Genomic DNA, 26,842 nt, shown 5'->3' with positions numbered 1-26,842 from the left:
GTGCACGTCGCGGATGTTTTAATTCAGGGTAAATGGTGAAGATTTTCTCGTTTGTAGTACCTGGGCAAACCGATCGACAGCCTGACGCATCTCGTAGCTAGGTCCGAGAATGAGTGGTCCATGCCCGACGGCAAGCACGTCCGGGGAGAGTTCCGTCAATTGGTCGGCGGAGCGAAGGGCAACGTCCGGATCCCATGTGGCAAGGGCCGGGAACGGGAATTGCCATCGGACGTCCCCGGAGACGGCGAGACCCCCTTGTGTCTGAAAGGCATCGCCGGCAATCAACGTCCGGCTGCCTCCGTGCCAGAGTGAAATCGAGCCTGGCGTATGCCCGGGAGAGGCGATGACGCTCAGACTTCCGACCTGTTGACCGCTCTCGAGCAATCGGTCCGGACGCGTCTTGATGTGTTTCGGAATCCCGCCTTTTAAAGGTGTCGTCTCCCCTTCGCGCAAGGAATCATCTCCGCTCAGCAGGGCAGCATCACGGTAACTGATCGAAACTTCGGCAAGTGGAAAGGCACTTGCAAGAAAGTCGAGCGATCCGACATGATCGGCATGGGCGTGCGTCAAAATAATTGCACCAAGCGGTTTTTCCTGCTGGCGGATGTAGTGATAAAGCGCCTTGGCGTTGATGCCGAGTCCGGCATCAATCAATGTCAGACTGTCTGCTTCTTCAAACAGGTAGCAGTTGACCGGAAAAAAGGACGGTGTCGTTTGCAATTGATGTAAACGTTCGATGGTCGAGACGCGCATCGGCATTCACTCCTTCAAAAGAGTAAGTAGTCTTCTCCTCTAGTATCGTCCGTTTTCGGACTAGCGTCTAGCAGAAGGATTAAAAAAGAGGGACACCGCTAAAAAAGATGTTCCCTCCTTGGATCGTCATTTGAATGTTACGGCAAAGACGGCACCGGCATGTGCGGAGTCGTCTCCGTTTGCTGCTGTCGTGACGAGCAACTGATCTTCATAAAAAATCGGGCAGGTCGGATTTGCGACAGGGAAGTCGATCTGGTCGAGCTTCTCACCTGTTTCAAGATTCCAGTGCGTGATGCAGGATCCGGCATAATGCGCAATCCAGGCGTGACCGTCCGCATCCTTCGTCATACCGTCCGGGAATCCGTCCTCTTCCTCAAGATCAACAGCGACCCGTTTGTTCGACAGCGGGGCGTCCGGTGCATAATCGAACGCATAGACTTTTTTCGTTGGCGTATCGATGTGGTAGAGGGTCTTTCCATCCTCCGACCAGACGAGCCCGTTCGAGTTCGTCAGGTCTTCGTGCAGGACGTCGATGGAGCCGTCATGACGTAAGCGGAACAGTCCCGCGGTTTGTCCATCTTCTTCATTGATGCTACCGGCAACATATTGACCGGCCGGATCAAGTTTTCCGTCATTCATCCGGTCAGAATCGGGCAGGGAGAGCTGATGCTCAAGTGAGAGATGACCTTCCCGGATATCAAAAGTACCGAAGCCGTGCTCTGCCGTAACACGCAACAGATCCGGTGCGTCGGTCAGGGCGATCGATGTAATGGCACTCGGCAGTGTGAAGGGCTTTAATGCTTCGGTTACGAGATCGTATGAGAAAAGAAGCTGATTTGGAATATCAACAAAATAAAAACGTTTTGTCTTTGCATCATATACAGGCGATTCGCCGGTTTTACAGGCGACATCAATAAATACAGAAACAGTCATGGTGATTCTTCCTCCTAAAATGGGACGCAATCAATTGTCGTCCTGATGATAACAATTTAGTATACCTGTTTTCAGGACCGGTCAAACCTGCAGCACTGCAGAAGCAGGAACCAAGACGGGGCTGATTTCCCAAAAAGAAGGACGTCTCTTATTACGCCCGTTCCTTATGTGAGACACACCATAGTCTTCCTGTATGAATTGCCTGTAACGCGTCATTCTTTATGTATTGGGGTTGACCCCAAAAAGAATGACTCGTCTTTTCACGCCCTTTCCTCAGGCGAGACACAAGCCAGTTTTCCTGCTTCGTTCAAGCAGGAAAGCGGGTCTTGTTTGTCTCTGACAGCGCAAAAATGCGCTTTTTCCTGTAGGAGTGGCGTGTAATGAGTCATCTTTTTTACGAGATAAGGGTGGCAGATCATCATCTGCCACCCTTATCTGTGTAGAGGCTGACTTTCAAGTCAGCACCGGGATTATGGAATCAGCGGCTCTTGACGAGTAGACTGACGGCTTCTTTGACGAGTTCCTCTGTCTGACCGTCGCCGGTCTCTTCCGCTTCTTTGACGCATTCAATCAAGTTTGAACTGACGACGACACCAATCGTCCGGTCAATCGCCGAACGGGCAGCGGATAGTTGCGTGATGACGTCACGGCAGTTCTGACCTTCTTCCATCATCCGTAAAATCCCGCGTAACTGTCCCTCGATCCGACTGACCCGGTTCTTCATCTTACGATCATACTCCATGTTGATTCCTCCGATTCATGTTGACCTGACGGCTTGTAGTACCTTTATGCTATGCCCATTACGGTATCGCTGTCAATTCAGCAGAATTTTAAGCTATACTTTTGATAGAATTAGGGAATATGGATGTGGTGAAGATATTTACTTAGAAAAATGAAAAAATCGAAAACGATTTGGTGTCAGCTTGCGTATACTATATGATAAGGCTGACCTCAGAAGGAGGAGAAGGATGCATACTCAATCCGATGAATCGCTTTATCATCTGATGCGTAGCGGTGACGAACAGGCGCTTGAGACGTTGTATGATAAGTACGAACGGCTACTGTTCTCATTCGCCCATCGCTTTACGAATAATGACCGGTTGTCCGAAGAAGTCATACAGGAAGTATGGATGAAAATTTGGAATGGTCGTGTTGATTTTGATACACAAAAAGGAAAGTTTTCCTCGTGGATTTTAACGATTACCCGAAACGCAGCCCTTGATTGCCTGCGGCGTGAAAAAAGGCAGCCGACGATCGAGGTCGAAGAACGTGACGGCGGATACGATGAGCCGGTCGAACGGACGGTCATGCAACGTGAGACGGCCGTGGAAGTACGTGAGGCAGTCAGTGAATTGAAGCCGGAACAGCAAGAGCTGATCGAACTCGTATATTTCCAGGGAATGACCCAGCAACAGATATCAGATCGGCTCGATGTACCGCTTGGAACGGTCAAGACACGGATCAGGAGCGCGATTCAAGCATTACGAAAACGAATGGATGGGAGGGAACGAGATGGAAGAACGCTGTCATGACTTAATCGATTATTTCAATGGCACATTATCTGCAGCGGATCGCGACGCGTTCGAAGCGCATCTTGCGACGTGCGAAGAATGCCGCGAGGCGCTTTTGGAAATGGAAGAACTCATGCTTCCCATCGCTGAATCGCTTCCGGAGCGACCCGTTCCTACAGGAATGAAAGCACGGATTCTTGGAGAAGTCCTCGGTTCGTCAGAGGGAAAATCTCCGAAGGAAACACCGGTGACGACACCGGTAGATCTCAAACAGGCACGTCAGCAACAAACGAAGAAAAAGAGTGTTCCGCTCGGCTGGTTGATGAGTATCGCTGCCGCTTTGATTCTCTCACTCGGTGCCAACGCGTATTTTTTGTCACAGGAAGAAAGTACGGATACACCGGAGACACTGGCGATGGATGAGATCAAAGGAATGGGGAACTTCGAGAGCAACGCATCCATCAAAGGCTCAAGCATGATTTTCACACAAAATGATAAATCCTATATGCTGGTCCAGTTGAAAGATTTACCGCCGCTTCCAAAAGGACAACTTTATCAGTTATGGACGATTGAAGGAGAGACACCGACGGCGAACGGTGTCATCGAAAAAGACGGAGAAGCAGCAGCTGTCTTCCCGCTTAAGGGAGACGGGACAGTCGACGCCGTCGCCATTACGGTCGAACCGGAACCTGATTTAGACAAACCGACGGGAGAAATCGTCGCTTCGGTCGCCTTATGATCCATCTGAAAGCCGGTCCGTTTTAAACGGATACGGCTTTTTTGTGCAGAATGTCCTACCCAGTTAGAGAAAAAAGCATTGAAATAAGAAGAAATGCAATGAATTTCTATTTTTCACTGAAAAAATGAGGGCATGACGACGATACATATGAGAATGACAGTTCATAAGGAGAGGCCTCATACAATGAATGAATGGATCATCTTAACAAAACACTACGAAGTGACCTTGGTCGTGTTGTCGGTGCTTGTTGCCATCATCGGATCATACGGCTCACTGGAACTGAATCGTCGGCTTGCAAAAGCGACGTCTTTAAAGAAGCGTGCGTTGTTTTTATCCTCACTTACGATGGGATTATCGATTTGGGGAATGCATTTCGTCGGGATGGGCGCATTTGCCCTGCCCGTCACCGTCCGCTATGACTGGTTTTTAATGTTTTTGTCCGTCATTCCCGCCATACTGGCTGCGTTCATTGCCTTCCATCTGTTGTACTCGTCAGCGATCACACGCAATAAGATAATCCTGGCAGGGTCGTTGATGGGCGGTGGAATCGCCACGATGCATTACTTGGGAATGATGGCGATGGAGTTCGGAGGTGTCGTCCGGTATGAGAAGAGTCTGTTTCTCTTATCCGTGCTGATTGCCGTCACGGTTGCTTACATCGCTTTGTTGCTGCTGTATCGTTTGCGCCATGTCGATAAAAAACGGATTTTGATCCCGATTGCCATCGTCATGGGATTTGCCATCTCTTCGATGCATTATGTCGGCATGCTCGGAACATCGTTTTGTATTCCGGCTACAGATGCCGGTCTCATCGGTGATCGTCCGGTTACATCGAATATATTGAACGAAGTTGCCATTCCGGTCTTTCTGCTGCTGATTCTGATTGCGGGTCTGTATATCTATCTCGAACGACGTGCGCTCCAGATGATGGCCTACACGGATCACCTGACCGGGCTGCATAACCGGAGATGGCTCGATCATCACATGTCGAAAGTTGATGGTCATTACAGCCGTTCGAAAGAGGACATGGCAATGGCGTTACTTGATCTTGACGGTTACAAATGGGTCAATGATACATTCGGGTTTGATAAAGGTGACGCCGTCATCCGGCAATTCGCGGAGCGGATGCAACGGACACTGAGTGAAGATGAAGCGTGCATCCGCTATAACGGAACACAGTTCTTCCTGATCAAACGCATCTCCCAGACGAATCTAGCGGATGTGTTCGAACAGATTCTAGAAGACGTCCGTCGACCGATTGATTTAGAGGATCAGCCGATTCATCTGACGGCGACGATGGGTGTCATCCTGCCGAACATGAAAGAGACGCTCGAAATGCGGATCGGTCAAATGGAGAGTGCTTTACGGGCCGGGAAGAACGAAGGACGGGACCGGTTCATCATATATGATGATGTCCTGCATTCCGATCGGCGCGAGCAATTGATCGTCGGTTCCTTGCGCCGGGCGATGACGGATTTCAAGGAGTTCACCCTCGTCTACCAGCCGAAGATTGCACTTGCGACCGGGAAGGTCGATCAGGCGGAAGTCCTGATCCGCTGGAAACATCCGAAATTCGGTTTCATCTCGCCGGCAGAATTCATTCCGCTCGCTGAAAAATACAGCTTGATCCACCGTTTGACCGAGTGGGTACTGAAAGAAACGGTCACACAGATGGAGATTTGGAAAAAAGAAGATCATTTCATCCGTCAAGTATCCGTCAATCTATCCGCGATGCATTTCCGCTCCGAATCACACAACATGATGATTAAGGAAATCGTTCACCACTCCCTGAAAAACGGAAGTGAACTGCAGTTGCAACTCGAAATCACGGAAACTTCAGTGATGGAGAATCTCGACCGGGCGATGATGATGCTCGGAGAGCTGAAACAACTTAGTCTGACGATTGCCCTTGACGATTTCGGAACGGGACTCTCGTCCTTGACGCACCTGAAACATTTACCGATTGATATTTTGAAAATCGATAAATCATTCATCGATGAAGTCCCGCACGATGAGCGGGGAACGGCGATTACGGAAATGATCATCCAACTCGCGAAAAGTCTTGGCATCGAGGTCGTCGCTGAAGGTGTCGAAACACTCGAGCAGCATCTTTTCCTGAAGCGCCTCGGTTGTGATTACGGGCAGGGTTATTACTACAGTAAGCCGATGCACGTTAAAGATCTCGATCAACAAACAATCGAAGAGACGGTGCTGAATGTCGGATAAGGCAATCCAAACAAAATCACCTTACGTAAGCTAGATAAGCATGCGAGGACGATGCATGCGACGTCTGGGGGGACGCAAAGCGCCGGAATATATTTCTGGCTCGTGCACGATGCAGACAGACATCCAGTACATTTCATATGCGTCTTACAATCTGGTTTTCAACACAGCACCTGTCTGTTCGAACACTAACAAAGGCAACTTCCGCGATGGAAGTTGCCTTTTTCTGTAGTCGTATTCAGGAACGGACAGTCAACGGACAGCCGGTTTGATCCGTGACGAGAACGTTCGTGTTGAAATATTGTCCATCGCTTTTAAGAATCAGCGCTTTTTTCTCCGCATTGTAATCGAGCGTCATGTCCTGATCGAGGAAATGGCTCGACCACCGTTTGACGAGGACAGGACCGACGTTTGAATCAATCGTCATATCTTCGGGTGTCGCTTCCTCAACGAGGCGAATACTGAAGATACCGGAATTTCCACAACCGCAGCCTTCCGTATCGTAATACAAGTGCAGTTGACCGGGCACGTCGCCCCGCAACTGATGGATGCGTTCCTGGGCAGATGGTGTAAATGTGATGTTCATGGTCATTCACTCCTTTCCTTTAGTATACGCCGTTGAAGGCAGAAAGGAACGTCACTTGCTCACACTGATCTGGCGGCGCATCCGGACGAGAAGGAAGATATAACCGGCAAGCAGGAGGACGACACTACCGAGAACGGTCGTATCGACAAGACCATTGTCAGATTCAAAGTTAATCGCGACATACGCCCAGACGAAGACGAGCGGATAGATCGGATCACGGTTCGCGAACATGAAGAGTAACGCGACGATTACGCCGACGACGAGCATGATCATCGTCCATCCCGCGTCCCCGATGCCGAGCCATGACGTCACCCCTTCAGCGTTGATCGTCAAGAAGATGTCGGCAATCGTAGCGACCGACACCCAGCCGAGGTAAAGCGAGAACGGTAGTTTAAAGCGGAGTCCTTTTGTCTCCCGGTCGATTTTCGAGTAGATGACGATCAGGGAGAGTAAGAGTCCAATGATGACGATGACTGAAACGATGAAGAGTTCATACGTGAACGAAGCAATCCAGCCTGCGTTGAATAAACAGCTGATCAAAAACCAAGGTCCGATTTTTTTCGCCAGTTCATGTTCCTTGAATTTCGGAATCGTCTGTAGGATTAACCAGATGAGTAGAACGGTATAAATCAGTCCCCAAATCGAGAAGGCGTATCCTGCTGGTTTGAACAGCGTCATGATCGAGTCCGAGATCCGACCTGTTTTTCCACCGTCGAGGGCATTGACGATGATCGTAAAGATGAAGCCAAGCCAGTTTAGCCAGATCCATTTATTTTTCAAATGAAAAACCTCCTTTATTCTCTAAAGAAGGTTTACCCAAAAATCATTTTCATTAGACATCCTTACGCTCTCGTCGGATTCAAAAAGGACATGCCGATGGCGGGATTTCCCGTATGCGAACCGAGAACGGGCGTTAAATCATCAATCCGGACACGCACATCGAACTGCGACTCGAGTCGTTGTTTCCACTCAAGTGCGAGGTCGTAGGCGGTTGCGTGGAATAAAGAGATATCAGTCACTCGACCCTGCTCAAGCATCGCGACGAGATGGTCGAAGATCTTCGAGTGCGCTTTTTTGAACGTCCGTACGGTCTGATACGGAACGATCTTACCCTCCTCGAAGTGGAACAGAGGGCGTAACTGCAACAGATTACCGACGAATGCCTTCGTAGAGGAAATCCGTCCTCCTGCCTGCAACTGATCGAGGTTTGCGACCGTGAATTCGATATGATGATCGTAACGACGTTCTTGAATCATCTGTTCGACCGATTCAATCGCATGTCCGGCCTCGGCGAGTTCGATGGCTTCAGCGAGTAACTGACCGGCCGGATAGATCCCACAACGGGAATCGATCGCGATCAGCCGGAAACCGGCGATTTCGGCTCCTTGGACGGAGGCGCTGTACGTTCCGCTGAGTTCACTCGACAGATGCACCGCAAACCCGACGTCATAGTCTTCTTTGAGCCGCTCGTAATGTTCGGTGAAACTGCCGATCGAAGGCTGACTCGTCGTAACTTTATGTTTCGCGTCGATCCACTGGTAGACGGTCTCGGCATCCACGTCGACACCATCGACAAAACTGTCACCGTCCTTCAGGACAAGTAATGGAACGACGGAGAGGTCGGGATGTTGAGCGATCGTATCCGGTAAAATCGTTGTGCTATCTGTAATCCATGCAATGCGCATACATGTTCCTCCTTAAATTAGTACCTGATAATAATTGTAGGTGTAAGCGCTCTCGCTGTCAAATGAACGTTAAAAAATATAAAACATTTTAGTTGATTAAATAATGAAATACGCTATAATCGGTACGTGATTAGTAAACTTTTAGTCGTCTTATACTAAACTAGGCAAGCGGGAGGAGGACGTCGATTGTACTCAATCGGACAAAAAATCAAGAACCTCCGTCTTCAAAAGGGATTGACGCAAGAGGAACTAGGGGAAAGAACAGACCTGAGTAAAGGGTATATCTCGCAACTCGAACGGGAAATCAGCTCCCCGTCGATCGAGACACTGTTTCATCTTCTTGAAGTGCTTGGCATCTCACCGAAGGATTTTTTTGATGAGGATGCACTTAATCAAAAAGTCGTTTACGGGGAAGAGGATGTAACGACGTATGCGGATGCAGAGCAGGGCTATCACGTGACATGGCTGATTCCGGAATCGAATGAAAAAGAGATGGAACCGGTCTTATTGACACTTGCACCAGGCGGAGCGTTCAAGACGTATGAACCGTCGGGGGCTGAGACTTTCGTTTATGTGCTTGAAGGAAAGGTCACGCTGACGCTCGGTCATCAGTCTTTTGTAGCGAGACAAGGAGAAACCTTTTATTATAAGGCTTCAGAAATTCATCAATTACGCAATGAGTCAACGCACGAGACGAAGGTGCTCGTAACAGCAACCGACTCATACTTATAAAGGAGGAACTAGATTGGCAGATACTACAATCATTCAATTCAAAGATGTTACGAAACAGTATGACGATCAGACTGTACTCGATCAGGTCAACTTTGAAATCGAGCGAGGGAAGTTCTACACCTTACTCGGACCATCAGGTTGCGGAAAAACGACGATTCTCCGTCTGATTGCCGGCTTCTCCGAAGCAACAGCAGGCGACATCATCTTCAATGGGAAGCGGATCAATGACGTTCCGGCGAACAAACGCCAGGTCAATACGGTCTTTCAGGATTATGCCCTCTTTCCACACTTGAATGTCTTTGAAAACATCGCGTTCGGTTTGCGGATCAAAAAGGTGAAGGAAGCGGAAATTGCAACACGTGTCACAGATGCCTTGAAGTTCGTCAACCTGTCCGGCTATGAAAAGCGGGAAATCACCGAGATGTCAGGCGGACAACGTCAACGGGTCGCGATTGCCCGGGCAATCGTCAATGAACCGGAAGTCATCCTGCTCGATGAGCCGCTGTCGGCACTCGATTTGAAGTTACGGACGGAAATGCAGTATGAACTCCGTGACTTGCAACGCCGTCTTGGCATCACATTCATCTTCGTCACGCACGACCAGGAAGAAGCGCTTGCGATGTCGGATGAGATTTTCGTCCTCAACCATGGGGTCATTCAACAATCCGGAACACCGACGGATATCTATGATGAACCCATCAACCGCTTCGTAGCGGACTTCATCGGGGAGTCGAATATCATTCCGGGTCGCATGGTGGAAGATTACCGCGTCTGGTTCGCAGAAAAGGAATTTGAATGTGTCGACCGCGGGCTTGAACTGAACGAACCGGTCGAAATCGTCATTCGTCCGGAGGATCTTGAAATCACACACGTGACACAAGGGAAACTGCAGGTGACTGTCGATTCGCAGCTGTTCCGTGGTGTTCACTACGAGATTGCCTGCATGGATGAAGTCGGAAATGAATGGCTCGTTCACAGTACGAAAAAAGCAACGGTCGGTGAACGAATCGGTCTGACGTTTGATCCGGAAGCGATCCATGTCATGCGTTTGAACGAAACGGAAGAAGAATTCGATAAACGTCTGGAATCCTACGACGGGGTGTTATGATGCAAAAATCACGTAACTGGTACCTCATCCCGTATTCATTCTGGATCGCCTTATTCGTCATCGCACCGATCGTACTCGTCGTCTATTATTCGTTTCTTGATCTGGACGGTCACTTTTCGTTCGAGAACTACCGGAACTTCTTTACGTCGACCTATCTGACGATGACGCTCAGTTCCTTCTGGTATGCTTTTTTGATCACGCTGTTTTCACTGCTGATCGGGTATCCGACTGCCTACCTGTTGACGAAGACGAAACATAAACAGCTTTGGTTATTGCTGATCATCTTACCGACGTGGATCAACCTGTTACTGAAGGCGTACGCCTTCATCGGTCTCTTCAGTACGTATGGTCTGGCGAACCAAACACTTGAAGCCATCGGGATCGGTCGTAAGCAGATTCTCTTTACCGACTTCAGTTTCGTGTTCGTATCGGTCTATATCTTCATTCCGTTCATGATCCTGCCGATCTTCAACGCGATCGAAAAACTCAGTCCGTCACTCGTCTTCGCAGCACGTGATCTCGGAGCGTCGAACTTCACGACATTCCGTCGTGTCGTCTTTCCGTTGACGCTTGACGGTGTGAAATCAGGCTGTCAGCTCGTCTTCATTCCGGCGTTATCCCTGTTCATGATCACACGTCTGATTGCCGGAAACCGGGTCATCACGCTCGGTACGGCGATTGAACAACAATTCCTCGTGACACAGAACTGGGGGATGGGAGCGACGATTGCCGTCTTCCTCATCATCGCGATGGCGATCATCCTTGCCTTGACGAGCACGAAGCGGAAGAAAGGAGCGACGACTTGATGAAACGTCTGAAACTAGCAAATCTGTATCTGATCGGGGTCTTCATCATCTTGTATGCTCCGATTTTCTATCTGGCGTTCTATTCATTCAATAGCGCCGATAATATGACGAACTTCGATTCGTTCACGTGGGATTGGTACAAGGAAGTCTTCCAGGATTCCCGACTGTTGATCATCGTCTTGAACACGCTTGTCATCGCCTTGTTGTCTGCCGCGATTTCGACGATTCTCGGCGTGTTCGGAGCAATCGGGATTCAAGCGGTCCGGAAAAAACGTGTCGAGACGTCGCTGTTGACGCTCAACAGCATTCTGATCGTCAGCCCGGATGTCATCATCGGGGCGTCATTCCTGATCTTCTTTACGATGCTCGGGATTCAGCTCGGCTTTACGTCCGTCTTACTGTCGCATATCGCGTTTTCAGTTCCGATTGTCGTCATCCTCGTCCTGCCGAAGTTGCAGGAGATGAGTCCGACGCTCGTTGATGCGGCACGTGATTTAGGGGCGAGCCGCTTGGACGTTTTGACGAAGGTCGTCCTGCCATACATCACGCCAGGCATCTTTGCCGGATTCTTTACGGCATTGACGTACTCACTGGATGACTTTGCTGTGACGTTCTTCGTGACAGGAAACGGCTTTACGACGCTGTCGGTAGAAATCTATTCCCTGGCCCGGCAAGGCATTTCAATGAAGATCAATGCCTTATCGACGGTCATCTTCCTGTTTACGTTCCTGCTCGTCATCGGCTACTATTTCTTGAACCAACGTGCTGCAACGAAGCTTTCGCGACCGGAGGTGAAATGACCGTTGAAAAAATTGATTCAATTGTTCGTCGCGATTTTCTTGATTTCAGGAGTGATTCTATTCGCCCTTAATCAATTGAATGAGACACAAGGCTACTCAGGTAAAAATGTTCTGAACATCTATAACTGGGGCGATTATATCGACCCGGCGCTGATCAAACAGTTTGAGAAGGAGAGCGGCATCAAGGTCGTCTATCAGACATTCGATTCAAACGAAGCGATGCTGACGAAAATCGAGCAGGGTGGCACGACATATGATATCGCTGTCCCGTCCGATTATGCGATTTCGAAGATGATTGAAGAAGATCTCGTCGTGCCGATCGACCATGATAAGATTCCGAATCTCAAGCATATCGACTCGCGCTTTTTGGATCTATCCTTTGATCCGAAAAATAAATACTCGATTCCGTATTTCTGGGGAACAGTCGGAATCGTCTATAATAAAGACTTGATCGGTGGTAAAGTACCGACGAGTTGGAAGGATCTGTGGGATCCGAAGCTGAAAAATCAAATTCTTCTTGCAGATGGTGCCCGTGAAGTGATGGGGATGAGTCTGAACAGTCTCGGTTATTCCTTGAATGAAACGGATGAGGCGAAGCTGCAGGAGGCAAAAGCGAATCTGATGCGTCTGACGCCGAACGTCAAAGCGATCGTCGGGGATGAAATCAAATTATTGCTTGCGAATGAAGAAGCAGGACTCGGTGTCGTTTGGTCCGGTGATGCGAATGAAATCATGAGTGAAAATGAAAATCTTGATTATGTCATTCCAAAAGAAGGATCGAATGTCTGGTTCGATAATATCGTCATTCCAAAAACGGCGAAAAACGTCGAAGGAGCCCATCAGTTCATCGATTTCATGTTGCGACCGGATATCGCGGCAAAAAATGCGGACTACGTCGGCTACTCGACACCGAACAAAGACGGTTTGAAGTTGCTCGACAAATCTGTCCGTACGGACGAGCGTTTCTATCCTGATAAACAAGTCACGGATACTCTAGAAGTCTATAAGAACCTCGGGAAGAAAATGTTAGCCCATTACAATGAGTTGTTCTTAGAGTTTAAGATGCATAAGAAATGAGGAAGAACCTAGTGTCAGCGACACTAGGTTCTTTTTTATATTCTGTTCTAAAAAATAAAAATAAGTTGTCAAAAAAAAACTATAAAAACTGAATAATTTTTTGAAATAGGGGAATCAGATTATTATCAACGCTTTTCAGAGGCGCCAAGGAGGACTTCACCATGAAACAAATCTTCGGACTTATCTTAACTGCCGCACTCACTGTCAGCATCGTGTCAGGCACTTCATATAATCAACCGGTCGAGGCAACAAAACAGACTGATGTCAAATGGCTACAGGAAATTCAGGCACAAGCTAAGAAAGCACGTTCAGTCGACGGAAAAGTCACACTCGATAAAACGACACTTGCTCAAGTACATAAAGCGTACAAAGGCGAAAAGAAATCAAACTGGTGTCAGAGCGGAAATGGATTATCTTCAGCAGATCGTTCGCTTCACTACTGTTCTACGTACGGCGTGAAGGACTCAAAAGCGAAAGTCAGTGCCATCGTTTACGATCCAAAACAGGTCAAACGTACCGTAACCGTCAAGGAAGTCAAACGTGCTTACCCGAAAGCAAAACTCGATAAAACATTCAACGTCATGACGCTTTCCTCAAAACAGGTCAACATTTATCTAAATTTAAATTCCGACCGTACACAAGTCATGTCAATTCTAGTAAAATATAACTAATGAAAAAGGATGACCGATTCGGCCATCCTTTTTATTTAATCGTTTTATAGAGTGGTACGAGATGAGAGTAGGTATTTCGAATCACTTCCAACAACTCTTCCCGTGTCAGCTGGCTGACTTGTTCTGCCGGAATGTGACGACCGACGAGAAATTCTGCTTTTTTGACATCGTGGAAGCGTGTCAAACCGACATGAAGATCGGTTTCATGGACAGAAACAGCATCTTTTTTCATATGGTCATAGGACACGACGAAGTCATCCGGAAGCGTCGTCAGTAGTTTCGTCTGCTGCAAGAGCTTAGAGGCGTACTGTTGTTTATTCGGAAGCTCATAGATGTAAGCGAGCCAAATGAATAGATGGTCATCAAACAGGCCGACTTGGAAATGGGGATGTTTCTTATAACCGCGTTTATCGGGTGAGAATGCCATCCATGTATCGTTTGGCGGATTGACCTTCCGGCGGGCATGCTGGGCGATGTGTACGTGGACCTCTTCTTGTGTAGCGACCGTCAAATCAGGAGCGACTTCCTGACCGATGTCTCGGAAAATAGGCTGGATGCGTTCGCGGATTGCTTCCATCCGGGAATCGAGTCCATCAATGTGAAAGGTATCAAATGCATCTTGCGTGAATGTGTTTGTCATAAAAAATATCACCTCAACGTGATTGTATCAGAGGACGCCATTCAAGTTCGACTTTTTGCTTGAAAAGTAGAATAATGGACATATCGATTTCCAGTAATAGACAATAACTAAATGTAAAGGGAAGGGGAATTTCTTGTGCGTCGTTTTCAACAATATCTCCTTCGAAGCTGGGTTGTCTTTTTTTTAATCGTCATTGGCGTCGATCTTTTTGCGAAGTCCAGAGACTATAGCCTCAGCGTCGATTTATTCACGTTCGTATTGATCACCGTCTTATCGACGATTTTTGTCGTCGATCCGGTTCGTCGTCGGCATATGAGCTTTACATTCCATTTCGGGTTCGTCCTGTTTACTTTCTTGACCTACGGGATGTTATCCGCGATCTGTGTCGGACAAGTGACGATGCTGATCTATCAATTACGAACGATTCACACGCCAGTCGGACGGCGGCGAATGCTACATAATTATCCGTTCAACGTCGCGCTTGAACTGTTCTTGATCGTTCCAGCGGGTCTTGCTTACAATGCACTCGGGGGAACACATGGGGATGCCTTCATCCTGACTGATAATATCATGCCACTTCTTGCGATGGTCGCGATTCTCTGGACGATACTCTTACTGCAGTATCAGCTGTCCCGGTTCCTGCTCGGTGAGAATATTCCGGGTGATGTCATGTTCCAACTGTTACGCTTTGAAGCAATCGTCATCACGGCAGAGCTACTTTACGGGATTTTCAGTACGCTCGTCGTACAAGGTAATGGAAACAGCGGTCTTGTCATGGCAGCATTCGCACTCTTCATCATCAAACGTGCACTAGGGAGCTCGGTCGAAGCGTCAGATCGGATTGAACACTGGGAACAAATCGAGCGTCTGAAAGAAGCGGCGTGGAAGGATGGCGATGCGCAGTTCATCATCGAACGTTATCTGCGGCAACTCAATCAGTTCGTCAAACCGGACATCGCTTGGATTAAGTTCGATTTTGAAGAAGGCAAGCAAAGTGTCTACTATTCGTTAAAGGATGGGCGAAAATTAAAAGCTGATCACGTCGAAGGTCGGATCATCGAAGAAATCATCGAAAAGGAAGAAGTTCTACTGTATGGTATGCAACAGGAGTGGGACATTCGTCTATACGACAGCCTACCGGAGGAAATTCAGTCGGTACTCTTCATTCAACCGGAAGCAACGGAAACAATCAACTGTTCCTTACTGCTCGCTTCCGAAGCAAGCGGGGAGTTCACGAAAGACTTTGGGTACGAACTGTACCGCGCTCTTCGTGTCCTGTCCTGGGCGGTAGAGCGAGCACACGAACGCGAGCGTCTACTGATTGATAGCCGGACGGATGCGATGACGAAGTTGCCTAACTACCGTGCCTTACAGGAGTGGGGGGATCGGCGCATCAAACAACGGGATCTCTATCCATTCTCTGCCTTGATGATTGATCTCGATCACTTCAAACAAATCAATGATACGTACGGTCATGAAGTCGGAGATGTCGTGTTGTTCGAAGTGGCGAAGCTATTGATGCAAGCAACGCGCATCACGGATCTCGTCGCACGTTACGGGGGCGAAGAATTCGTCATCCTCCTTCCGAATACGGATCTTGACTCGGCACAAATCGTCGCCGAACGGATTCGGGAAACGTTGCATAGCCATCCGATCATCGTCGAGGGGCATACACTTGAAATCACGGCGAGTATCGGGATTGATACACTAAAAGAGCTAGGAGATTTAGCAAGTCTGATTCGAAATGCCGATCGGGCGATGTATGTCGGAGCGAAATTCCAAGGGCGCGATCGTGTCGCATCCTATCAGGAATGGAAAGAGAAAGTCATTTAAGTGTGCTAAAAGAGGGTGGCGGATACGTCACCTTCTTTTTTGATGCCAAAAATCCTCCTCGTTCAGGAGAACGAAGAGGATGGAAAGGAATAAGTTCATTGTGCTTGTTGTTTACTGAGGCGAATCTCGTTTTCAATCGCATGGATGGCGGCCGACCATGAACCGTAACGGTGAAGTAGTGCTTTCGTCGATGGTTTATTGTTCCGTTTCGCCCATTCCCGGTACGCTTCAAACGAGAGGGCAAACCCGACTTCCTCGATGGCTTGACGTAAGGAAGCGGCAAGTTCAGCTTTTGAGTAGGTGACACTCGCTTCAAGTCCGGCTGCGGTACAGGCATCATGCCAGGAACCGAACATCTTGACGATATGATAATGGCTTGGGGCATGATGAACGGATTTCCGCCACATCTGATACTTCTTGAGCGTAATCGTAGAACCGACGTCCTGCGCATAACGTTCGAATGATTTCAAGATCTCATCCTTCGTATACTTCGGAGCACGTTCCAGTTCCTCGGGTTGTTGGTCGACGTTCCACTCATATCCGGCAGCCGACAAGGCTTCCGGCCACGATCCGAATTGCCGGATGATGTTCTCGGGCTGCGGCCAATCATTGACGAGGGCATAACGACGATAGACAGTTCGGCGTGGACGGTCCTGGATGAGTTCACCGACCGCACGGATGGCCTCGATCATCTCAAGCTGCTCTTCTGTATAACTTTGCGCGTTCTTAAGTACACGTTGCTTCATGAGTGAGTCCTCCTTCCTAGTTCGATGTAGTATTGAGGCAAAAGTCCTCTGTATTAGATATATCGGTACATTTCCATTAATTATGAATAATTCCCGCAAAATATTGTAAATAAAGTGAATCGGATTCTTTGCTTAGTATAAATGGAAGTCATGGAAATGAAAACAGACTGACACGAAATTTTAATGCTATTCAGAAAAATAGGACAAACGGCTCATATGGAAAAAAAGACCAGACACGCTCGTCAGCGAATCTGGTCTTTGGATGTAACTTATTTTCCTTCGATGTATGCCCATTTGTACGAAGTATCGGCACCGACTTTATGGTTGACGATTCCTTTGACGTACGGCTTACGGAGAAGGGAAACCCCTTTTTGGTACATGACGGAGATCGCTTGATCGTCCTCAAGGAGTGTCTTCTCAGCATCTTTGAGTGACTGCCAGCGTTTCTCGGCATCGACTTCTTTTTGAGCCGACTTGATGAGTGAATCATACTTATCGCTTGAGTATTTACCACGGTTATATGGTCCACCAGTCATCCACATATCGAGGAATGTCATCGGATCCTGGTAGTCAGGTCCCCATCCTGCGAAGGACAGTTCGAACTCACCTTTTGATTCAAGATCTAGCTTGTTCTTGAACGGCTGTTGTTTGATCGTGACTTCAAGACCTGGAAGGTTTTTCTCCCACTCGCCTTTGAGGTACTCGGAGATTTTCTTCGAGTTGTCATCATCGTACGAGAGAAGCTCGAGTTTGACTGATTTCTTACCGACTTCTTTGAGTCCTTTTTCGAACGATGCTTTTGCAGAAGAAGCATCATATGAACCGAAGCCTTCGTTGCCGTCGCGGAAGTCCTTACCATCCGGACCTTTTGCGAAGTCTTTTGGTACATAGTAGTACGCAGGGATTGAACCGTTGTTCAAGAGGACTTTTGCCATCTGCGCTTTATCGTATCCTGAATCGATTGCCTTACGGATATCCTTGTTTTTCAGGAGTTCATTCTTGAAGTTCATTTGGATGTAGTACATCGATGCGTCAAGACGTGTATCGAAGTCTTCCTTATCTTTGTACTGGTCAACGAATTCACTTGTTAAACCAACCAAATCAACATCACCTTTTTCATAAAGGTTGACGCCCGTCGAGACTTCTTTTACGACTTTATAGTTGATTTCTTCGAGTTTGACGTTGTCTTTATCCCAGTACTGATCGTTCTTTTTGTAGCTCCAGCCGACTTCCGTCTTCCAATCGGAAAGGACGAATGGTCCGTTGTAGAGGAACGTATCCGGTTTCGTCGCGAAGTTTTTCCCTTGTTCTTCGACGAATTCTTGTTTCAGTGGCATGAATGAACCGAATCCAGTGAGGGATTTGAAGTATTCAGCAGGTTGCGTCAATTTGACTTCAAGCGTCTTATCGTCGACCGCTTTGACTGCGACGTCATCTGCTTTCCCTTTACCTGTGTTGTATGCTTCTGCACCATCGATGATATACATGATGTACGCGTATTGTGATCCGCTCTTCGGATCAAGGACACGTTTCCACGCATATTCGAAGTCTTTGGCAGTGACGTCACTGCCGTCCGACCATTTGGAATCACGAAGTTTGAACGTGTATGTAAGTCCATCTTCTGAAACATCCACACTCTCTGCAACACCTGGAGTCGCTTCTTGTTTGTCGTCAAGACGGAAGAGACCTTCTTGGACGTTGTTCAATACCGTGAACGATACCGAGTCCGTCGCGACTGTCGGGCTGAGTGCCGGGATGTCAGAACCACTGATTAAGTTCAGGACTTGTTTGTCTGAAGATTTACTTCCAGACGTCGATCCTTTTTCTTCTTTGCTGTCATCTGTCGTCGAACACGCTGCAAGACTTGATCCAGCGATTGTCAGTGCTCCGACGAGTGCGAGTGCCTTTTTCTTCTTCATAAAGTAAATCCCTCCCAAAAGAAATAGATATATCTGGTGAAACGATAAGTACCGATAGGATAGCGATCCGGTGTCCGACTAAAAATAAGAGGGGTCATCGCCTTTTATTCTTAAGCTGTGGAAAGCACCGGATCAACTTGTTATCAATAATAAATACAATATTCAGAAAAATCAATAGGATATTTTCAGATTATTTCAAAATTATTAAATTTATGTGTGATACCAACGTTTTTTTACGTAAAATTATTTTTGTGTAAGGATAAAATTAGGAGTTTATGAATTTTTTGAATACAAAAAGAACCAGTTGAATCATTCAACTGGTTCGCTGGTTTAGTTTTGTTCTTTTACGTACTGAAGTGCTTCTGCTACGTGATCTTTTACTTTTACACTGCGCCATTCCTTGACGATTTCGCCTGATTCGTCAATCAGGAACGTCGAACGAACGATTCCAAAATATTCCTTACCATAGTTCTTTTTTAGTTGCCAAACACCATATTGCTCACAGACTTCGTGGTCGACATCCGATAACAATTGAAAGGGCAGTTCGTATTTTGCGATAAAATTCTGATGGCGTTTCTGACTGTCAGCGGAAACCCCAAGTATGACCGTATTATGTTCTTCGAAGGCTTGTGTGGCATCTCGAAAATCACAGGCCTCAGTCGTACAACCCGGTGTCGAGTCCTTCGGATAGAAATAGAGCACGACTTTTTTTCCGCGATAATCCTCGAGGGAAACCGGTTCTCCTTGTGCGTTTGGTAACGTGAACGTTGGTGCTTGCATGAAATGTCCTCCTCATCCGAGTTCCATATTTAATTGATCCGCATATTTTTCAAGTTTCTTTTGAAGACTCTCTTTTAACGGATCGAGTGCCATCAGGTACTTTTCATAATCGGTACCGGCTTTTGCGGTCTTCATCAGAAGCGGTTGTTCCGCCTCGTACCAGTCCGCGTAGTCCTTATAATAATCGACGAGTGTTTCGGGGTTTCCTTCATTTTTCAGGGCTTCGCCATAAATCATCAGGATGTTACTGTTCATCTCAAGCGCCATATAATCGGTTTGCGCATTGACGCGGGAGAAAACAGCATCTTGGTCTTTTTCATCCGTTTTCCCGATTTCGTCGGCTGCTTTCGCATTGACACCATATTCATCGGCGTTAAACCCAGTGAATATGTCGCCAAGCGTCGAGAAGACGGACGGGTCGAACGTCGTCGGTGTCAAAACAATTTTCCACTCCTCGTCTTTTTTCAATAACAGCTTCGATCCCCGGTTCGGGAGAATCGATCCTTTCGCATCTTTGAATTCATGGATGATATAGGCGACGTCGCCTTTTTGGAACGACTTGATGACCTTACCGGGAACGACGTTTAAGTTCTTCGCACCGACGGCGAGTGGTTCAAGTTGTTTTGCGTCACCCGTATATTCAATCGATGCGAGGTCCTTCGCATCTGCTCGTCCCGATTGACCGAGTGTTTGTTCATACGTCTGATAGACATCAAGAACGGCTTGTTCCGCCGTCTGTTGTTTCGTTTCCGTCGTCTTCGGGGATTTGGTATCTGTAGAAGACGGGGAATCGTTTCCGCAACCGACGAGTACGAGACTGGTCGCAAGCAGCACTACGAGCGATCGTTTCATTCGAATTCCTCCTAGATGGATATTCCGTGATGAAGAATCCACACTTAATCTTGTCTCTACCATACAGGAAATTCGCTTTTTTGAGTAGGATATCGGTACACTAAACGAAAGGAGAGTGATAGAGATGAAAATTCATATTACAGATGAGGCATTGCAATACTTCAAAGATGAGATGGAAGCAAAATCGGGCGATACGATTCGCTTCTTCGCAAAATATGGTGGATCAACGGATTTAACACAAGGGTTCTCGGTCGGTGTTCATATGGAGGAAGTCGAACGGGCGGCTGTCGAAGAGGTCGTTGACGGCATTCATTTCGTCGTCTCAGATCAGGATGACTGGTTATTCCAAGGACAGGACGTCAAAGTCTCGATCGAACATGAAGAAATCGTTTTTTCACAAGCAAAGGAATAATCGAGAAGGGGGGTGACCAAATCGGTCGCTCCTCTATTTTTTTGACTAGAATAATTGTAAGCGGACTCATGCTTCTGTACAATGGAGAATGTAAGCGATTTAAAGTAGAGATTAAAGGGGGAATAGAGATGATTCCGTACAAACACGAACCATTCACGGACTTCTCACAAGAAGCAAACAAGAAAGCGTTCGAAGAGGCACTTGCACTCGTCACGCAAGAACTCGGCAAAGATTATCCGCTCGTCATCGGTGGAAAACATGTGACGACGGAAGATAAAATCGTCTCCGTCAATCCGGCTAACAAAGAAGAGATCGTCGGACGTGTCTCAAAAGCGACACAAGAGCATGCGGAAGAAGCGATGCAAGCAGCAGTCACAGCCTTCGAAACATGGAAATTCGTCAATCCGTCTGTACGTGCGGACGTCCTATTCAAAGCAGCGAACATCATCCGTAAGCGGAAGCATGAGTTCTCTGCCTACCTCGTCAAAGAAGCAGGGAAGCCTTGGAACGAGGCGGATGCAGATACAGCAGAAGCAATCGACTTCCTCGAGTACTACGCACGTCAGATGCTCGTCTTAAAAGACGGCAAAAAAGTCGAGAGCCGTCCAGGCGAATACAACCGTTACGACTACATTCCACTTGGTGTCGGTGTCATCATCTCACCATGGAACTTCCCGCTCGCAATCATGGCTGGAACAGCAGTCGCAGCGATCGTGGCAGGGAACCCGATCCTCTTGAAACCAGCATCGACGACACCGGTCGTCGCAGCAAAATTCGTCGAAGTCATGGAGCAAGCAGGTCTTCCTGCAGGTGTCTTGAACTTCGTACCAGGTTCAGGGGCAGAAGTCGGTGACTACCTCGTCGACCATCCGAAAACACGTTTCATCAGCTTCACGGGATCACGTGATGTCGGTCTTCGCATCAACGAGCGGGCATCGAAATTGAACGAAGGTCAAATCTGGCTCAAACGCGTCATCGCGGAAATGGGCGGAAAAGATACGATGGTCATCGATGAGTCGGCTGATCTTGATTACGCAGCAGACATGATCACAAAAGCAGCATTCGGCTTCTCAGGTCAAAAATGTTCAGCTTGTTCACGTGTCGTTGCACTCGACTCTGTCTATGACGAGTTGCTCGAAAAAGTCGTCGCGAACACGAACAAACTGAGCATCGGTAACCCGACGGATGTCGCAAACAATGTCGGACCAGTCATCGACGCGGCAGCATTCAAGAAAATCACGTCGTACTTCGACGTCGCAAAAGAAGAAGGACGCATCGTCGCAGGTGGTACAGCGGATGATTCAACAGGATTCTTCGTCTCACCGACAGTCGTCGCGGACGTTCAACCAACCGATCGTTTGATGCAAGAAGAAATCTTCGGACCAGTCGTTGCGTTTACGAAAGCGAAAGATTTCAAAGAAGCAATCGACATCGCGAACAACACGGAATACGGCTTGACAGGTGCTGTCATCACACAAGACCGGACGAACCAAGAGTACGCGCGTGCAAACTTCCACGTCGGTAACCTCTACTTCAACCGTGGGTGCACAGGCGCAATCGTCGGGTACCAACCATTCGGTGGATTCAACATGTCAGGAACGGATTCGAAAGCAGGCGGACCGGATTACTTGACTTTACATCTTCAAGCAAAAACAACTTCAGAAATGTTCTGAAATGGTGTTTAATAGATGAAACGGGTGTGCGACCTGCATGCCCGTTTTTCTTATATCATGAAAAAAGGAGGAGCAAGGATGAACGGAATGTGGTTCGCGATTTTGCTGTATCTCGGACTGATGGTCGCACTAGGCGTCATTGCGTATTATCGGACAAAGAACATGAATGACTACATGCTTGGGGGACGTACGATCGGTCCCGTCGTCACGGCGCTCTCTGCCGGAGCAAGTGACATGAGTGGCTGGCTGTTGATGGGATTACCGGGTGCAATGTATGCAACTGGTCTGTCCAGTGGATGGATCGTCATCGGACTATTGCTTGGCGCTTATGCCAACTGGTTACTCGTCGCACCACGTCTGCGTGCGTATACGGCACATGCAGGGGATGCAATCACGATTCCCGATTACTTTGAAAAACGATTCCACGATAAAAGTGGTGTCTTGCGTACCGTTTCAGCTGGAGTTATCTTAATATTCTTTATAATGTACGCATCAAGCGGGTTTGTCGCCGGTGGTCGTTTGTTCGAAGCCGTCTTTGGTCTTGAGTACACGACAGGTCTTTGGATTCTGGCGGGTGTTGTCATTGCCTACGTCTTCCTCGGTGGTTTCCTTGCCGTCAGTTGGACGGATGTCGTGCAGGGGATGATCATGGTCATCGCGCTTCTGATCGTTCCGGGTGTTGCCCTGACGTTAAGCGGCGGGATCAATGAGACACTCGAGACGATCCGGTCGACAGACGGCTCAAAACTTGAACTGTTCAAGGGAACGACGACGATTGGCATCATCTCGCTCCTCGCCTGGGGACTCGGTTACTTCGGTCAACCGCATATCATCGTCCGTTTCATGGCGATCCGCAATCTGCGTGAGATGAAGACGGCCCGTCGTGTCGGGATGATTTGGATGACGTTTTCGATCATTGGGGCGATGATTACAGGTCTGATCGGATATGCCTACTTCACGCAACAAAGTGCTGGATTAAAAAATCCAGAGAACGTCTTCATTCAATTATCACGGGACCTTTTCCCTGGCTTCATAACAGGATTACTGCTTGCGGCTTTACTCGCTGCCATCATGTCGACGATCTCGACGCAGCTCCTCGTCTCGTCGAGTGCGGCAACGAATGATTTTTATCAGCGCTTCTTAAAACGCAGCGCCTCGGATCGCGAACTGATGATCATGGGTCGCGTCATGGTATTGGTCGTTGCTGTTCTTGCGATTCTCTTGTCGTTCGGAGCACAGAAGTCGATCCTGACGCTTGTCGGATATGCGTGGGCTGGTTTTGGTTCAGCGTTCGGACCAGTCGTTTTGTTCAGTCTGCTGTGGCGCCGGATGAACAAGACGGGAGCACTCGCTTCGATGATTACGGGATCCGTCGTCGTCATCGCTTGGATTCTGATCAACCAGAATGTTGATGGATTACCATCGTACATTTCGGAAATGTACGAGATGATTCCAGCCTTCATCGCTTCAACGATTGCCCTCGTCATTGGTAGCCTCGTGACGAAGGAGCCGAGTCAAGCGATCTATGATGAATTCGATCAAGTACAGGCACAGCTAAAAGGTGCAGAACCTGAGCGAAAAATCGTTTGATTCAACTAAAATAATAAGCATTGATGATAGCGGTTTGTTCTCGAGGGAGAACAGCCGCTATTTTTTGTGAGATGATTTAAAAGGAGTACTATGCAACAATGCCTAATTAAAAATTTTCAATGCAAGATATACTAATTATTTTGGGATAAAGTTACAATTAAAAAGGATAGGAGGCGGAATGATTGGATTCAATGATTAAAAGAAGAATTAAGGAAGCAACATACTTAACAGCAGAGAAAGCTTGGAGTTATCGTCCGATCCTGCGTTATTTCTACATACAGCATGAACGGATGCGGGAGTTCCTATTTCCAGAAGAAATCCTCGATCATTTGAAGCAGCATGAGGAGTTCGAAGATTATACGCTCGAAATGGTGCAACAGGATCTAGAATCACTTACGAAGTGGGGAAACCTCATTGCGAGTCAAGATCACCGGAAAGCGAAAACGATTGATGAGTATAAAAAGAAAAATGCACGGTATCAATGTACGCCGTATACGGTTGAATTCGAACGGATGATGGTTCAGCTAGAACAGATGGGTGATACGTTCGGGGGATCACTCGAGAAGACACAGTTCGAGCGCCTGTATCAGGTTCTCTTAAAAATCGAGAAATCGAATCACCAATCAGCTGAGGAATCTGCTCAACTATGGGCTGATGCCATGACGTACTTCCGGCAAATTACGCGGAATACATCAGATTATATTGCCTATATTCATAGTGAAAAAGTCGCGGAAAAGATGAAGACGGAAGCGTTTCTCGTCTATAAGGATCGTTTTACGATCTATTTACGTGATTTCATCGTTGGTCTGCAACGAACCTCCAATCAAATTCAGGAATTACTGACGGAGTTTTCGGACGAATCGTTGCGATTGTTTTTCGAAAAGGTCGTCTTGCATCAACAACAGACTTTTCGAATTGAAGAAGAGCAGCGAGATATCTTAACAGAGCAACTTGAAAAGTGGAAAAGTCTCAAAGAATGGTTTTTAGGATCAGCTTATGGCGAAAGTGAATTCGAACGTCTGCAGGAGCGAACGAACGAGGCGATCCGGCGCATCACGCGTGTCGTGCAACGAATGAGTGAACGTCATCAACAATTCAGAAGTCGGCGGCGCGATTACGAACATTTAGCGAAATGGTTCGAACGATTGGACTCGATCGAAGAAGCACATGAATTATCGTCCGTCGTATTCGGAATTTTTCATACGAAGCACTTCGTTGGTGACGCGAGGCCAACCGATGATCTCTATACGGATATTTGGGAAGAGCAACCGATTAAGCACGTCGTGAATGAGCGAGCGGAACCGACACGAAATGCAAATAAGACGATCGCGATCATCGATCGAAAAGCAGAAATTGAAGCCGTTCAACGTGAGTATCTGTCACGACTTGATCAGCAACGCCGGATCATTGAACAGTACATGGATGAGCGCTGGTTGCGTATCAAGCAGTTACCGGTCATCGATCCTTTCGTCCGAAAATTATTGTTGAACTGGGTCGGAAAAGCGATGTTACATGAAGATCAATTAGTACAGACGGAATTCGGAACGACGGTTCGCGTGACGATTCAACAAGAACGTGTCATCCTGCGTTCAACTGATGGGGATTTGGAGATGCCGGATGTGCATTATGAGTTTTTAGAGAAAAGAGGTGAAACGGATGCAACAAGATGAACGGATGGAAGAAGCGCTCGGAATCTTATTTGAACAGTTTTGGGTGTTGCGTGCCGATGAACCACTTGTCTATCATCGTTTACGCGAACAAGAGCACCAGTTAAAGCGATATGTGTCGGAAAAATTCGGTTTCGATTTGATCGTGCATCAGCACTTCATCAAACTAGAGAAGATTCCTGTCGATCCGAAAGCCTGGATGGGGATTCAATCATTCGTTGAACCAATGGATTACGCGATCTTTTGTTGTGCGTTAGCCTTCACGGAAGGAAAATCAACGGATGAACAATTTCTACTCACACATCTGACGGAAGAAATCGAAGAGATGTATCCTGGTGAACTTCCAATCGATTGGACGAATTATCAGCATCGAAAATCGCTCGTCCGGGCGTTGAAGCAGTTGGACGCGTTAAAGCTGATCCGCACAGTGGATGGCGAAATCGACGCCTTTGCGATGAACGATACAGAGGAAGTGTTATATGAAGTCAGCGTGCACGCCCGTTACTTCATGCGTTCGTACCCAGAAGATTTATTCCAATATGATTCGGTAGAAGCGATTCTATCGAGCGAATGGTCACGACAAAAAGACGATGAACGGCGAAAACGTGTCTACCGGAAGTTAATGTTATCACCGATCGTCTATCGTGAATCGAAGGACGACCTAGACTTTGCATACATTCGTAACTTTCGCAATCGTCTCGTCGATGAGTTCGAGCGCTATACACCGTTTCGACTAGAAGTATTCAAAAATGCGGCACTTCTCGTTTTACCGGAAGCAAAACAACGCTATACCTTATTCCCGGATAAAAAAGGAATTTCGACGGTCGCGCTGCATGTCGCGACGAAGCTGCGGCAAGACGCACCTGTGCCGGATGAGATGGGGGAGATCCGGATGACGTTATTCGAATTTCATGCATTGATTGAACAAACAAAACAGACGTATGAAGCGAAATGGTCGAAACAGTATCGGGAGAGTACGGCGCGTGCGATCGCGAAGGAGTTGATTCCGTTACTGCGAAACTGGGAGCTTATAGAAGTGGAAGAAGAGTCAGACATGATCGTTCTGCATTCGGGATTTGGTCGAATGATTGGAGCATGAAGGAGAG

General features: G+C 47.6%; 26 protein-coding genes. 15 read left to right on the top strand and 11 right to left on the bottom strand.

Translation table 11 applies throughout. The annotated features are described in order from the left end of the window. Positions 1 to 18 precede the first annotated feature (18 nt). The 3 genes from ACRPK8_RS02575 to ACRPK8_RS02565 all read right to left on the bottom strand — a co-directional run bounded on the left by ACRPK8_RS02575 (position 19) and on the right by ACRPK8_RS02565 (position 2,428). Positions 19 to 753 carry an MBL fold metallo-hydrolase gene (locus ACRPK8_RS02575; protein WP_432236773.1) on the bottom strand — a complete coding sequence of 245 codons (735 nt, stop codon included), beginning with the start codon at positions 751 to 753 and terminating at the stop codon, positions 19 to 21. A gap of 126 nt (positions 754 to 879) precedes the next feature. Next, positions 880 to 1,686, bottom strand: coding sequence for an SMP-30/gluconolactonase/LRE family protein (locus tag ACRPK8_RS02570; protein ID WP_432236772.1), 807 nt, complete (start codon positions 1,684 to 1,686; stop codon positions 880 to 882). 478 nt (positions 1,687 to 2,164) lie between these two features. Then, complete coding sequence (locus ACRPK8_RS02565) at positions 2,165 to 2,428, bottom strand: metal-sensitive transcriptional regulator (protein WP_432236771.1); 264 nt, start codon at positions 2,426 to 2,428, stop codon at positions 2,165 to 2,167. Positions 2,429 to 2,654: 226 nt separating this feature from the next. Here ACRPK8_RS02565 and ACRPK8_RS02560 point away from each other — a divergent pair, with 226 nt between their 5' ends. The 3 genes from ACRPK8_RS02560 to ACRPK8_RS02550 all read left to right on the top strand — a co-directional run bounded on the left by ACRPK8_RS02560 (position 2,655) and on the right by ACRPK8_RS02550 (position 6,162). Beyond that, positions 2,655 to 3,218 (top strand): RNA polymerase sigma factor, encoded by a 564-nt coding sequence (locus ACRPK8_RS02560; protein WP_432236770.1) that lies wholly within the window; start codon positions 2,655 to 2,657, stop codon positions 3,216 to 3,218. Beyond that, positions 3,199 to 3,936: an anti-sigma factor gene (locus ACRPK8_RS02555; RefSeq protein ID WP_432236769.1), complete on the top strand. Its 738-nt coding sequence runs from the start codon at positions 3,199 to 3,201 to the stop codon at positions 3,934 to 3,936. The genes ACRPK8_RS02560 and ACRPK8_RS02555 overlap by 20 nt, the downstream gene beginning before the upstream one ends. Before the next feature lie 183 nt (positions 3,937 to 4,119). Next, the gene (locus ACRPK8_RS02550; protein ID WP_432236768.1) at positions 4,120 to 6,162 is read left to right on the top strand and encodes a putative bifunctional diguanylate cyclase/phosphodiesterase; all 2,043 of its coding nucleotides are present in this window, start codon (positions 4,120 to 4,122) and stop codon (positions 6,160 to 6,162) included. Between the two features lie 235 nt (positions 6,163 to 6,397). On the opposite strand, the gene ACRPK8_RS02545 is transcribed toward ACRPK8_RS02550, so the two are convergent. From ACRPK8_RS02545 to ACRPK8_RS02535, 3 genes are all read right to left on the bottom strand, one after another. Next, positions 6,398 to 6,745, bottom strand: a complete 348-nt coding sequence (locus tag ACRPK8_RS02545; protein ID WP_432236767.1) for an iron-sulfur cluster biosynthesis family protein — start codon at positions 6,743 to 6,745, stop codon at positions 6,398 to 6,400. Positions 6,746 to 6,796: 51 nt separating this feature from the next. Next, positions 6,797 to 7,525 carry a TspO/MBR family protein gene (locus ACRPK8_RS02540; RefSeq protein ID WP_432236766.1) on the bottom strand — a complete coding sequence of 243 codons (729 nt, stop codon included), beginning with the start codon at positions 7,523 to 7,525 and terminating at the stop codon, positions 6,797 to 6,799. A 62-nt stretch (positions 7,526 to 7,587) separates the two neighbouring features. Next, complete coding sequence (locus tag ACRPK8_RS02535; protein WP_432236765.1) at positions 7,588 to 8,430, bottom strand: DegV family protein; 843 nt, start codon at positions 8,428 to 8,430, stop codon at positions 7,588 to 7,590. A 186-nt stretch (positions 8,431 to 8,616) separates the two neighbouring features. On the opposite strand from ACRPK8_RS02535, the gene ACRPK8_RS02530 reads away from it, so the two are divergent. The 6 genes from ACRPK8_RS02530 to ACRPK8_RS02505 all read left to right on the top strand — a co-directional run bounded on the left by ACRPK8_RS02530 (position 8,617) and on the right by ACRPK8_RS02505 (position 13,624). Next, entirely contained in the window at positions 8,617 to 9,162 is a 546-nt protein-coding gene (locus ACRPK8_RS02530; RefSeq protein ID WP_432236764.1) for a helix-turn-helix domain-containing protein, read from the top strand. 13 nt (positions 9,163 to 9,175) lie between these two features. After that, the gene (locus ACRPK8_RS02525; protein WP_432236763.1) at positions 9,176 to 10,270 is read left to right on the top strand and encodes an ABC transporter ATP-binding protein; all 1,095 of its coding nucleotides are present in this window, start codon (positions 9,176 to 9,178) and stop codon (positions 10,268 to 10,270) included. Beyond that, positions 10,267 to 11,076, top strand: a complete 810-nt coding sequence (locus tag ACRPK8_RS02520; RefSeq protein ID WP_432236762.1) for an ABC transporter permease — start codon at positions 10,267 to 10,269, stop codon at positions 11,074 to 11,076. The genes ACRPK8_RS02525 and ACRPK8_RS02520 overlap by 4 nt, the downstream gene beginning before the upstream one ends. Further along, positions 11,076 to 11,876, top strand: a complete 801-nt coding sequence (locus tag ACRPK8_RS02515) for an ABC transporter permease (RefSeq protein WP_432236761.1) — start codon at positions 11,076 to 11,078, stop codon at positions 11,874 to 11,876. The genes ACRPK8_RS02520 and ACRPK8_RS02515 overlap by 1 nt, the downstream gene beginning before the upstream one ends. Positions 11,877 to 11,879: 3 nt before the next feature. Next, positions 11,880 to 12,953, top strand: coding sequence for an ABC transporter substrate-binding protein (locus ACRPK8_RS02510; protein WP_432236760.1), 1,074 nt, complete (start codon positions 11,880 to 11,882; stop codon positions 12,951 to 12,953). A 161-nt stretch (positions 12,954 to 13,114) separates the two neighbouring features. Next, on the top strand, positions 13,115 to 13,624 hold the full coding sequence (locus tag ACRPK8_RS02505; RefSeq protein ID WP_432236759.1) for a hypothetical protein: 510 nt from the start codon (positions 13,115 to 13,117) through the stop codon (positions 13,622 to 13,624). Positions 13,625 to 13,655: 31 nt separating this feature from the next. On the opposite strand, the gene ACRPK8_RS02500 is transcribed toward ACRPK8_RS02505, so the two are convergent. Further along, the gene (locus ACRPK8_RS02500) at positions 13,656 to 14,264 is read right to left on the bottom strand and encodes a YktB family protein (RefSeq protein ID WP_432236758.1); all 609 of its coding nucleotides are present in this window, start codon (positions 14,262 to 14,264) and stop codon (positions 13,656 to 13,658) included. 135 nt (positions 14,265 to 14,399) lie between these two features. Between ACRPK8_RS02500 and ACRPK8_RS02495 the strand changes: the two genes are divergently transcribed. After that, a complete protein-coding gene (locus tag ACRPK8_RS02495; RefSeq protein ID WP_432236757.1) occupies positions 14,400 to 16,097 on the top strand; it encodes a diguanylate cyclase in 1,698 nt (565 codons plus the stop codon). A 95-nt stretch (positions 16,098 to 16,192) separates the two neighbouring features. Here ACRPK8_RS02495 and ACRPK8_RS02490 read toward each other — a convergent pair whose 3' ends face one another. The 4 genes from ACRPK8_RS02490 to ACRPK8_RS02475 all read right to left on the bottom strand — a co-directional run bounded on the left by ACRPK8_RS02490 (position 16,193) and on the right by ACRPK8_RS02475 (position 20,394). Beyond that, a complete protein-coding gene (locus tag ACRPK8_RS02490) occupies positions 16,193 to 16,843 on the bottom strand; it encodes a homing endonuclease associated repeat-containing protein (protein WP_432236756.1) in 651 nt (216 codons plus the stop codon). Positions 16,844 to 17,112: 269 nt separating this feature from the next. Then, positions 17,113 to 18,762 carry a peptide ABC transporter substrate-binding protein gene (locus ACRPK8_RS02485; RefSeq protein WP_432236755.1) on the bottom strand — a complete coding sequence of 550 codons (1,650 nt, stop codon included), beginning with the start codon at positions 18,760 to 18,762 and terminating at the stop codon, positions 17,113 to 17,115. Positions 18,763 to 19,092: 330 nt separating this feature from the next. After that, positions 19,093 to 19,542 (bottom strand): thioredoxin-dependent thiol peroxidase, encoded by a 450-nt coding sequence (gene bcp / locus ACRPK8_RS02480; RefSeq protein ID WP_432236754.1) that lies wholly within the window; start codon positions 19,540 to 19,542, stop codon positions 19,093 to 19,095. A 12-nt stretch (positions 19,543 to 19,554) separates the two neighbouring features. After that, positions 19,555 to 20,394: a hypothetical protein gene (locus tag ACRPK8_RS02475; RefSeq protein WP_432236753.1), complete on the bottom strand. Its 840-nt coding sequence runs from the start codon at positions 20,392 to 20,394 to the stop codon at positions 19,555 to 19,557. Positions 20,395 to 20,518: 124 nt separating this feature from the next. On the opposite strand from ACRPK8_RS02475, the gene ACRPK8_RS02470 reads away from it, so the two are divergent. From ACRPK8_RS02470 to ACRPK8_RS02450, 5 genes are all read left to right on the top strand, one after another. Beyond that, a complete protein-coding gene (locus ACRPK8_RS02470; RefSeq protein WP_023469340.1) occupies positions 20,519 to 20,806 on the top strand; it encodes a HesB/YadR/YfhF family protein in 288 nt (95 codons plus the stop codon). 128 nt (positions 20,807 to 20,934) lie between these two features. Then, positions 20,935 to 22,479: an L-glutamate gamma-semialdehyde dehydrogenase gene (pruA, locus tag ACRPK8_RS02465; protein ID WP_432236752.1), complete on the top strand. Its 1,545-nt coding sequence runs from the start codon at positions 20,935 to 20,937 to the stop codon at positions 22,477 to 22,479. A gap of 78 nt (positions 22,480 to 22,557) precedes the next feature. Continuing rightward, the gene (gene putP / locus ACRPK8_RS02460) at positions 22,558 to 24,069 is read left to right on the top strand and encodes a sodium/proline symporter PutP (RefSeq protein ID WP_432236751.1); all 1,512 of its coding nucleotides are present in this window, start codon (positions 22,558 to 22,560) and stop codon (positions 24,067 to 24,069) included. A 191-nt stretch (positions 24,070 to 24,260) separates the two neighbouring features. After that, the gene (locus ACRPK8_RS02455; protein WP_432236898.1) at positions 24,261 to 25,739 is read left to right on the top strand and encodes a TIGR02677 family protein; all 1,479 of its coding nucleotides are present in this window, start codon (positions 24,261 to 24,263) and stop codon (positions 25,737 to 25,739) included. Then, on the top strand, positions 25,726 to 26,835 hold the full coding sequence (locus tag ACRPK8_RS02450; protein ID WP_432236750.1) for a TIGR02678 family protein: 1,110 nt from the start codon (positions 25,726 to 25,728) through the stop codon (positions 26,833 to 26,835). Before ACRPK8_RS02455 ends, ACRPK8_RS02450 begins: the two co-directional genes overlap by 14 nt. The last annotated feature ends 7 nt before the right edge of the window (positions 26,836 to 26,842 follow it).

The organism is Exiguobacterium sp. TDN 0502 (genome assembly GCF_050846835.1).
Classification (GTDB): Bacteria; Bacillota; Bacilli; order Exiguobacteriales; family Exiguobacteriaceae; genus Exiguobacterium_A.
This window is presented reverse-complemented; position numbering and strand designations above follow the sequence as displayed.

Excerpts from the sequence above, each read along its gene's own strand:
- ACRPK8_RS02575 (WP_432236773.1), bottom strand. The coding sequence starts at position 753 with ATGCGCGTCTCGACCATCGAACGTTTACATCAATTGCAAACGACACCG.
- ACRPK8_RS02570 (WP_432236772.1), bottom strand. The coding sequence starts at position 1,686 with ATGACTGTTTCTGTATTTATTGATGTCGCCTGTAAAACCGGCGAATCG.
- ACRPK8_RS02565 (WP_432236771.1), bottom strand. The coding sequence starts at position 2,428 with ATGGAGTATGATCGTAAGATGAAGAACCGGGTCAGTCGGATCGAGGGA.
- ACRPK8_RS02560 (WP_432236770.1), top strand. The coding sequence starts at position 2,655 with ATGCATACTCAATCCGATGAATCGCTTTATCATCTGATGCGTAGCGGT.
- ACRPK8_RS02555 (WP_432236769.1), top strand. The coding sequence starts at position 3,199 with ATGGAAGAACGCTGTCATGACTTAATCGATTATTTCAATGGCACATTA.
- ACRPK8_RS02550 (WP_432236768.1), top strand. The coding sequence starts at position 4,120 with ATGAATGAATGGATCATCTTAACAAAACACTACGAAGTGACCTTGGTC.
- ACRPK8_RS02545 (WP_432236767.1), bottom strand. The coding sequence starts at position 6,745 with ATGAACATCACATTTACACCATCTGCCCAGGAACGCATCCATCAGTTG.
- ACRPK8_RS02535 (WP_432236765.1), bottom strand. The coding sequence starts at position 8,430 with ATGCGCATTGCATGGATTACAGATAGCACAACGATTTTACCGGATACG.
- ACRPK8_RS02520 (WP_432236762.1), top strand. The coding sequence starts at position 10,267 with ATGATGCAAAAATCACGTAACTGGTACCTCATCCCGTATTCATTCTGG.
- ACRPK8_RS02515 (WP_432236761.1), top strand. The coding sequence starts at position 11,076 with ATGAAACGTCTGAAACTAGCAAATCTGTATCTGATCGGGGTCTTCATC.
- ACRPK8_RS02505 (WP_432236759.1), top strand. The coding sequence starts at position 13,115 with ATGAAACAAATCTTCGGACTTATCTTAACTGCCGCACTCACTGTCAGC.
- ACRPK8_RS02500 (WP_432236758.1), bottom strand. The coding sequence starts at position 14,264 with ATGACAAACACATTCACGCAAGATGCATTTGATACCTTTCACATTGAT.
- ACRPK8_RS02490 (WP_432236756.1), bottom strand. The coding sequence starts at position 16,843 with ATGAAGCAACGTGTACTTAAGAACGCGCAAAGTTATACAGAAGAGCAG.
- ACRPK8_RS02485 (WP_432236755.1), bottom strand. The coding sequence starts at position 18,762 with ATGAAGAAGAAAAAGGCACTCGCACTCGTCGGAGCACTGACAATCGCT.
- bcp (WP_432236754.1), bottom strand. The coding sequence starts at position 19,542 with ATGCAAGCACCAACGTTCACGTTACCAAACGCACAAGGAGAACCGGTT.
- ACRPK8_RS02475 (WP_432236753.1), bottom strand. The coding sequence starts at position 20,394 with ATGAAACGATCGCTCGTAGTGCTGCTTGCGACCAGTCTCGTACTCGTC.
- ACRPK8_RS02470 (WP_023469340.1), top strand. The coding sequence starts at position 20,519 with ATGAAAATTCATATTACAGATGAGGCATTGCAATACTTCAAAGATGAG.
- pruA (WP_432236752.1), top strand. The coding sequence starts at position 20,935 with ATGATTCCGTACAAACACGAACCATTCACGGACTTCTCACAAGAAGCA.
- putP (WP_432236751.1), top strand. The coding sequence starts at position 22,558 with ATGAACGGAATGTGGTTCGCGATTTTGCTGTATCTCGGACTGATGGTC.
- ACRPK8_RS02455 (WP_432236898.1), top strand. The coding sequence starts at position 24,261 with ATGATTAAAAGAAGAATTAAGGAAGCAACATACTTAACAGCAGAGAAA.
- ACRPK8_RS02450 (WP_432236750.1), top strand. The coding sequence starts at position 25,726 with ATGCAACAAGATGAACGGATGGAAGAAGCGCTCGGAATCTTATTTGAA.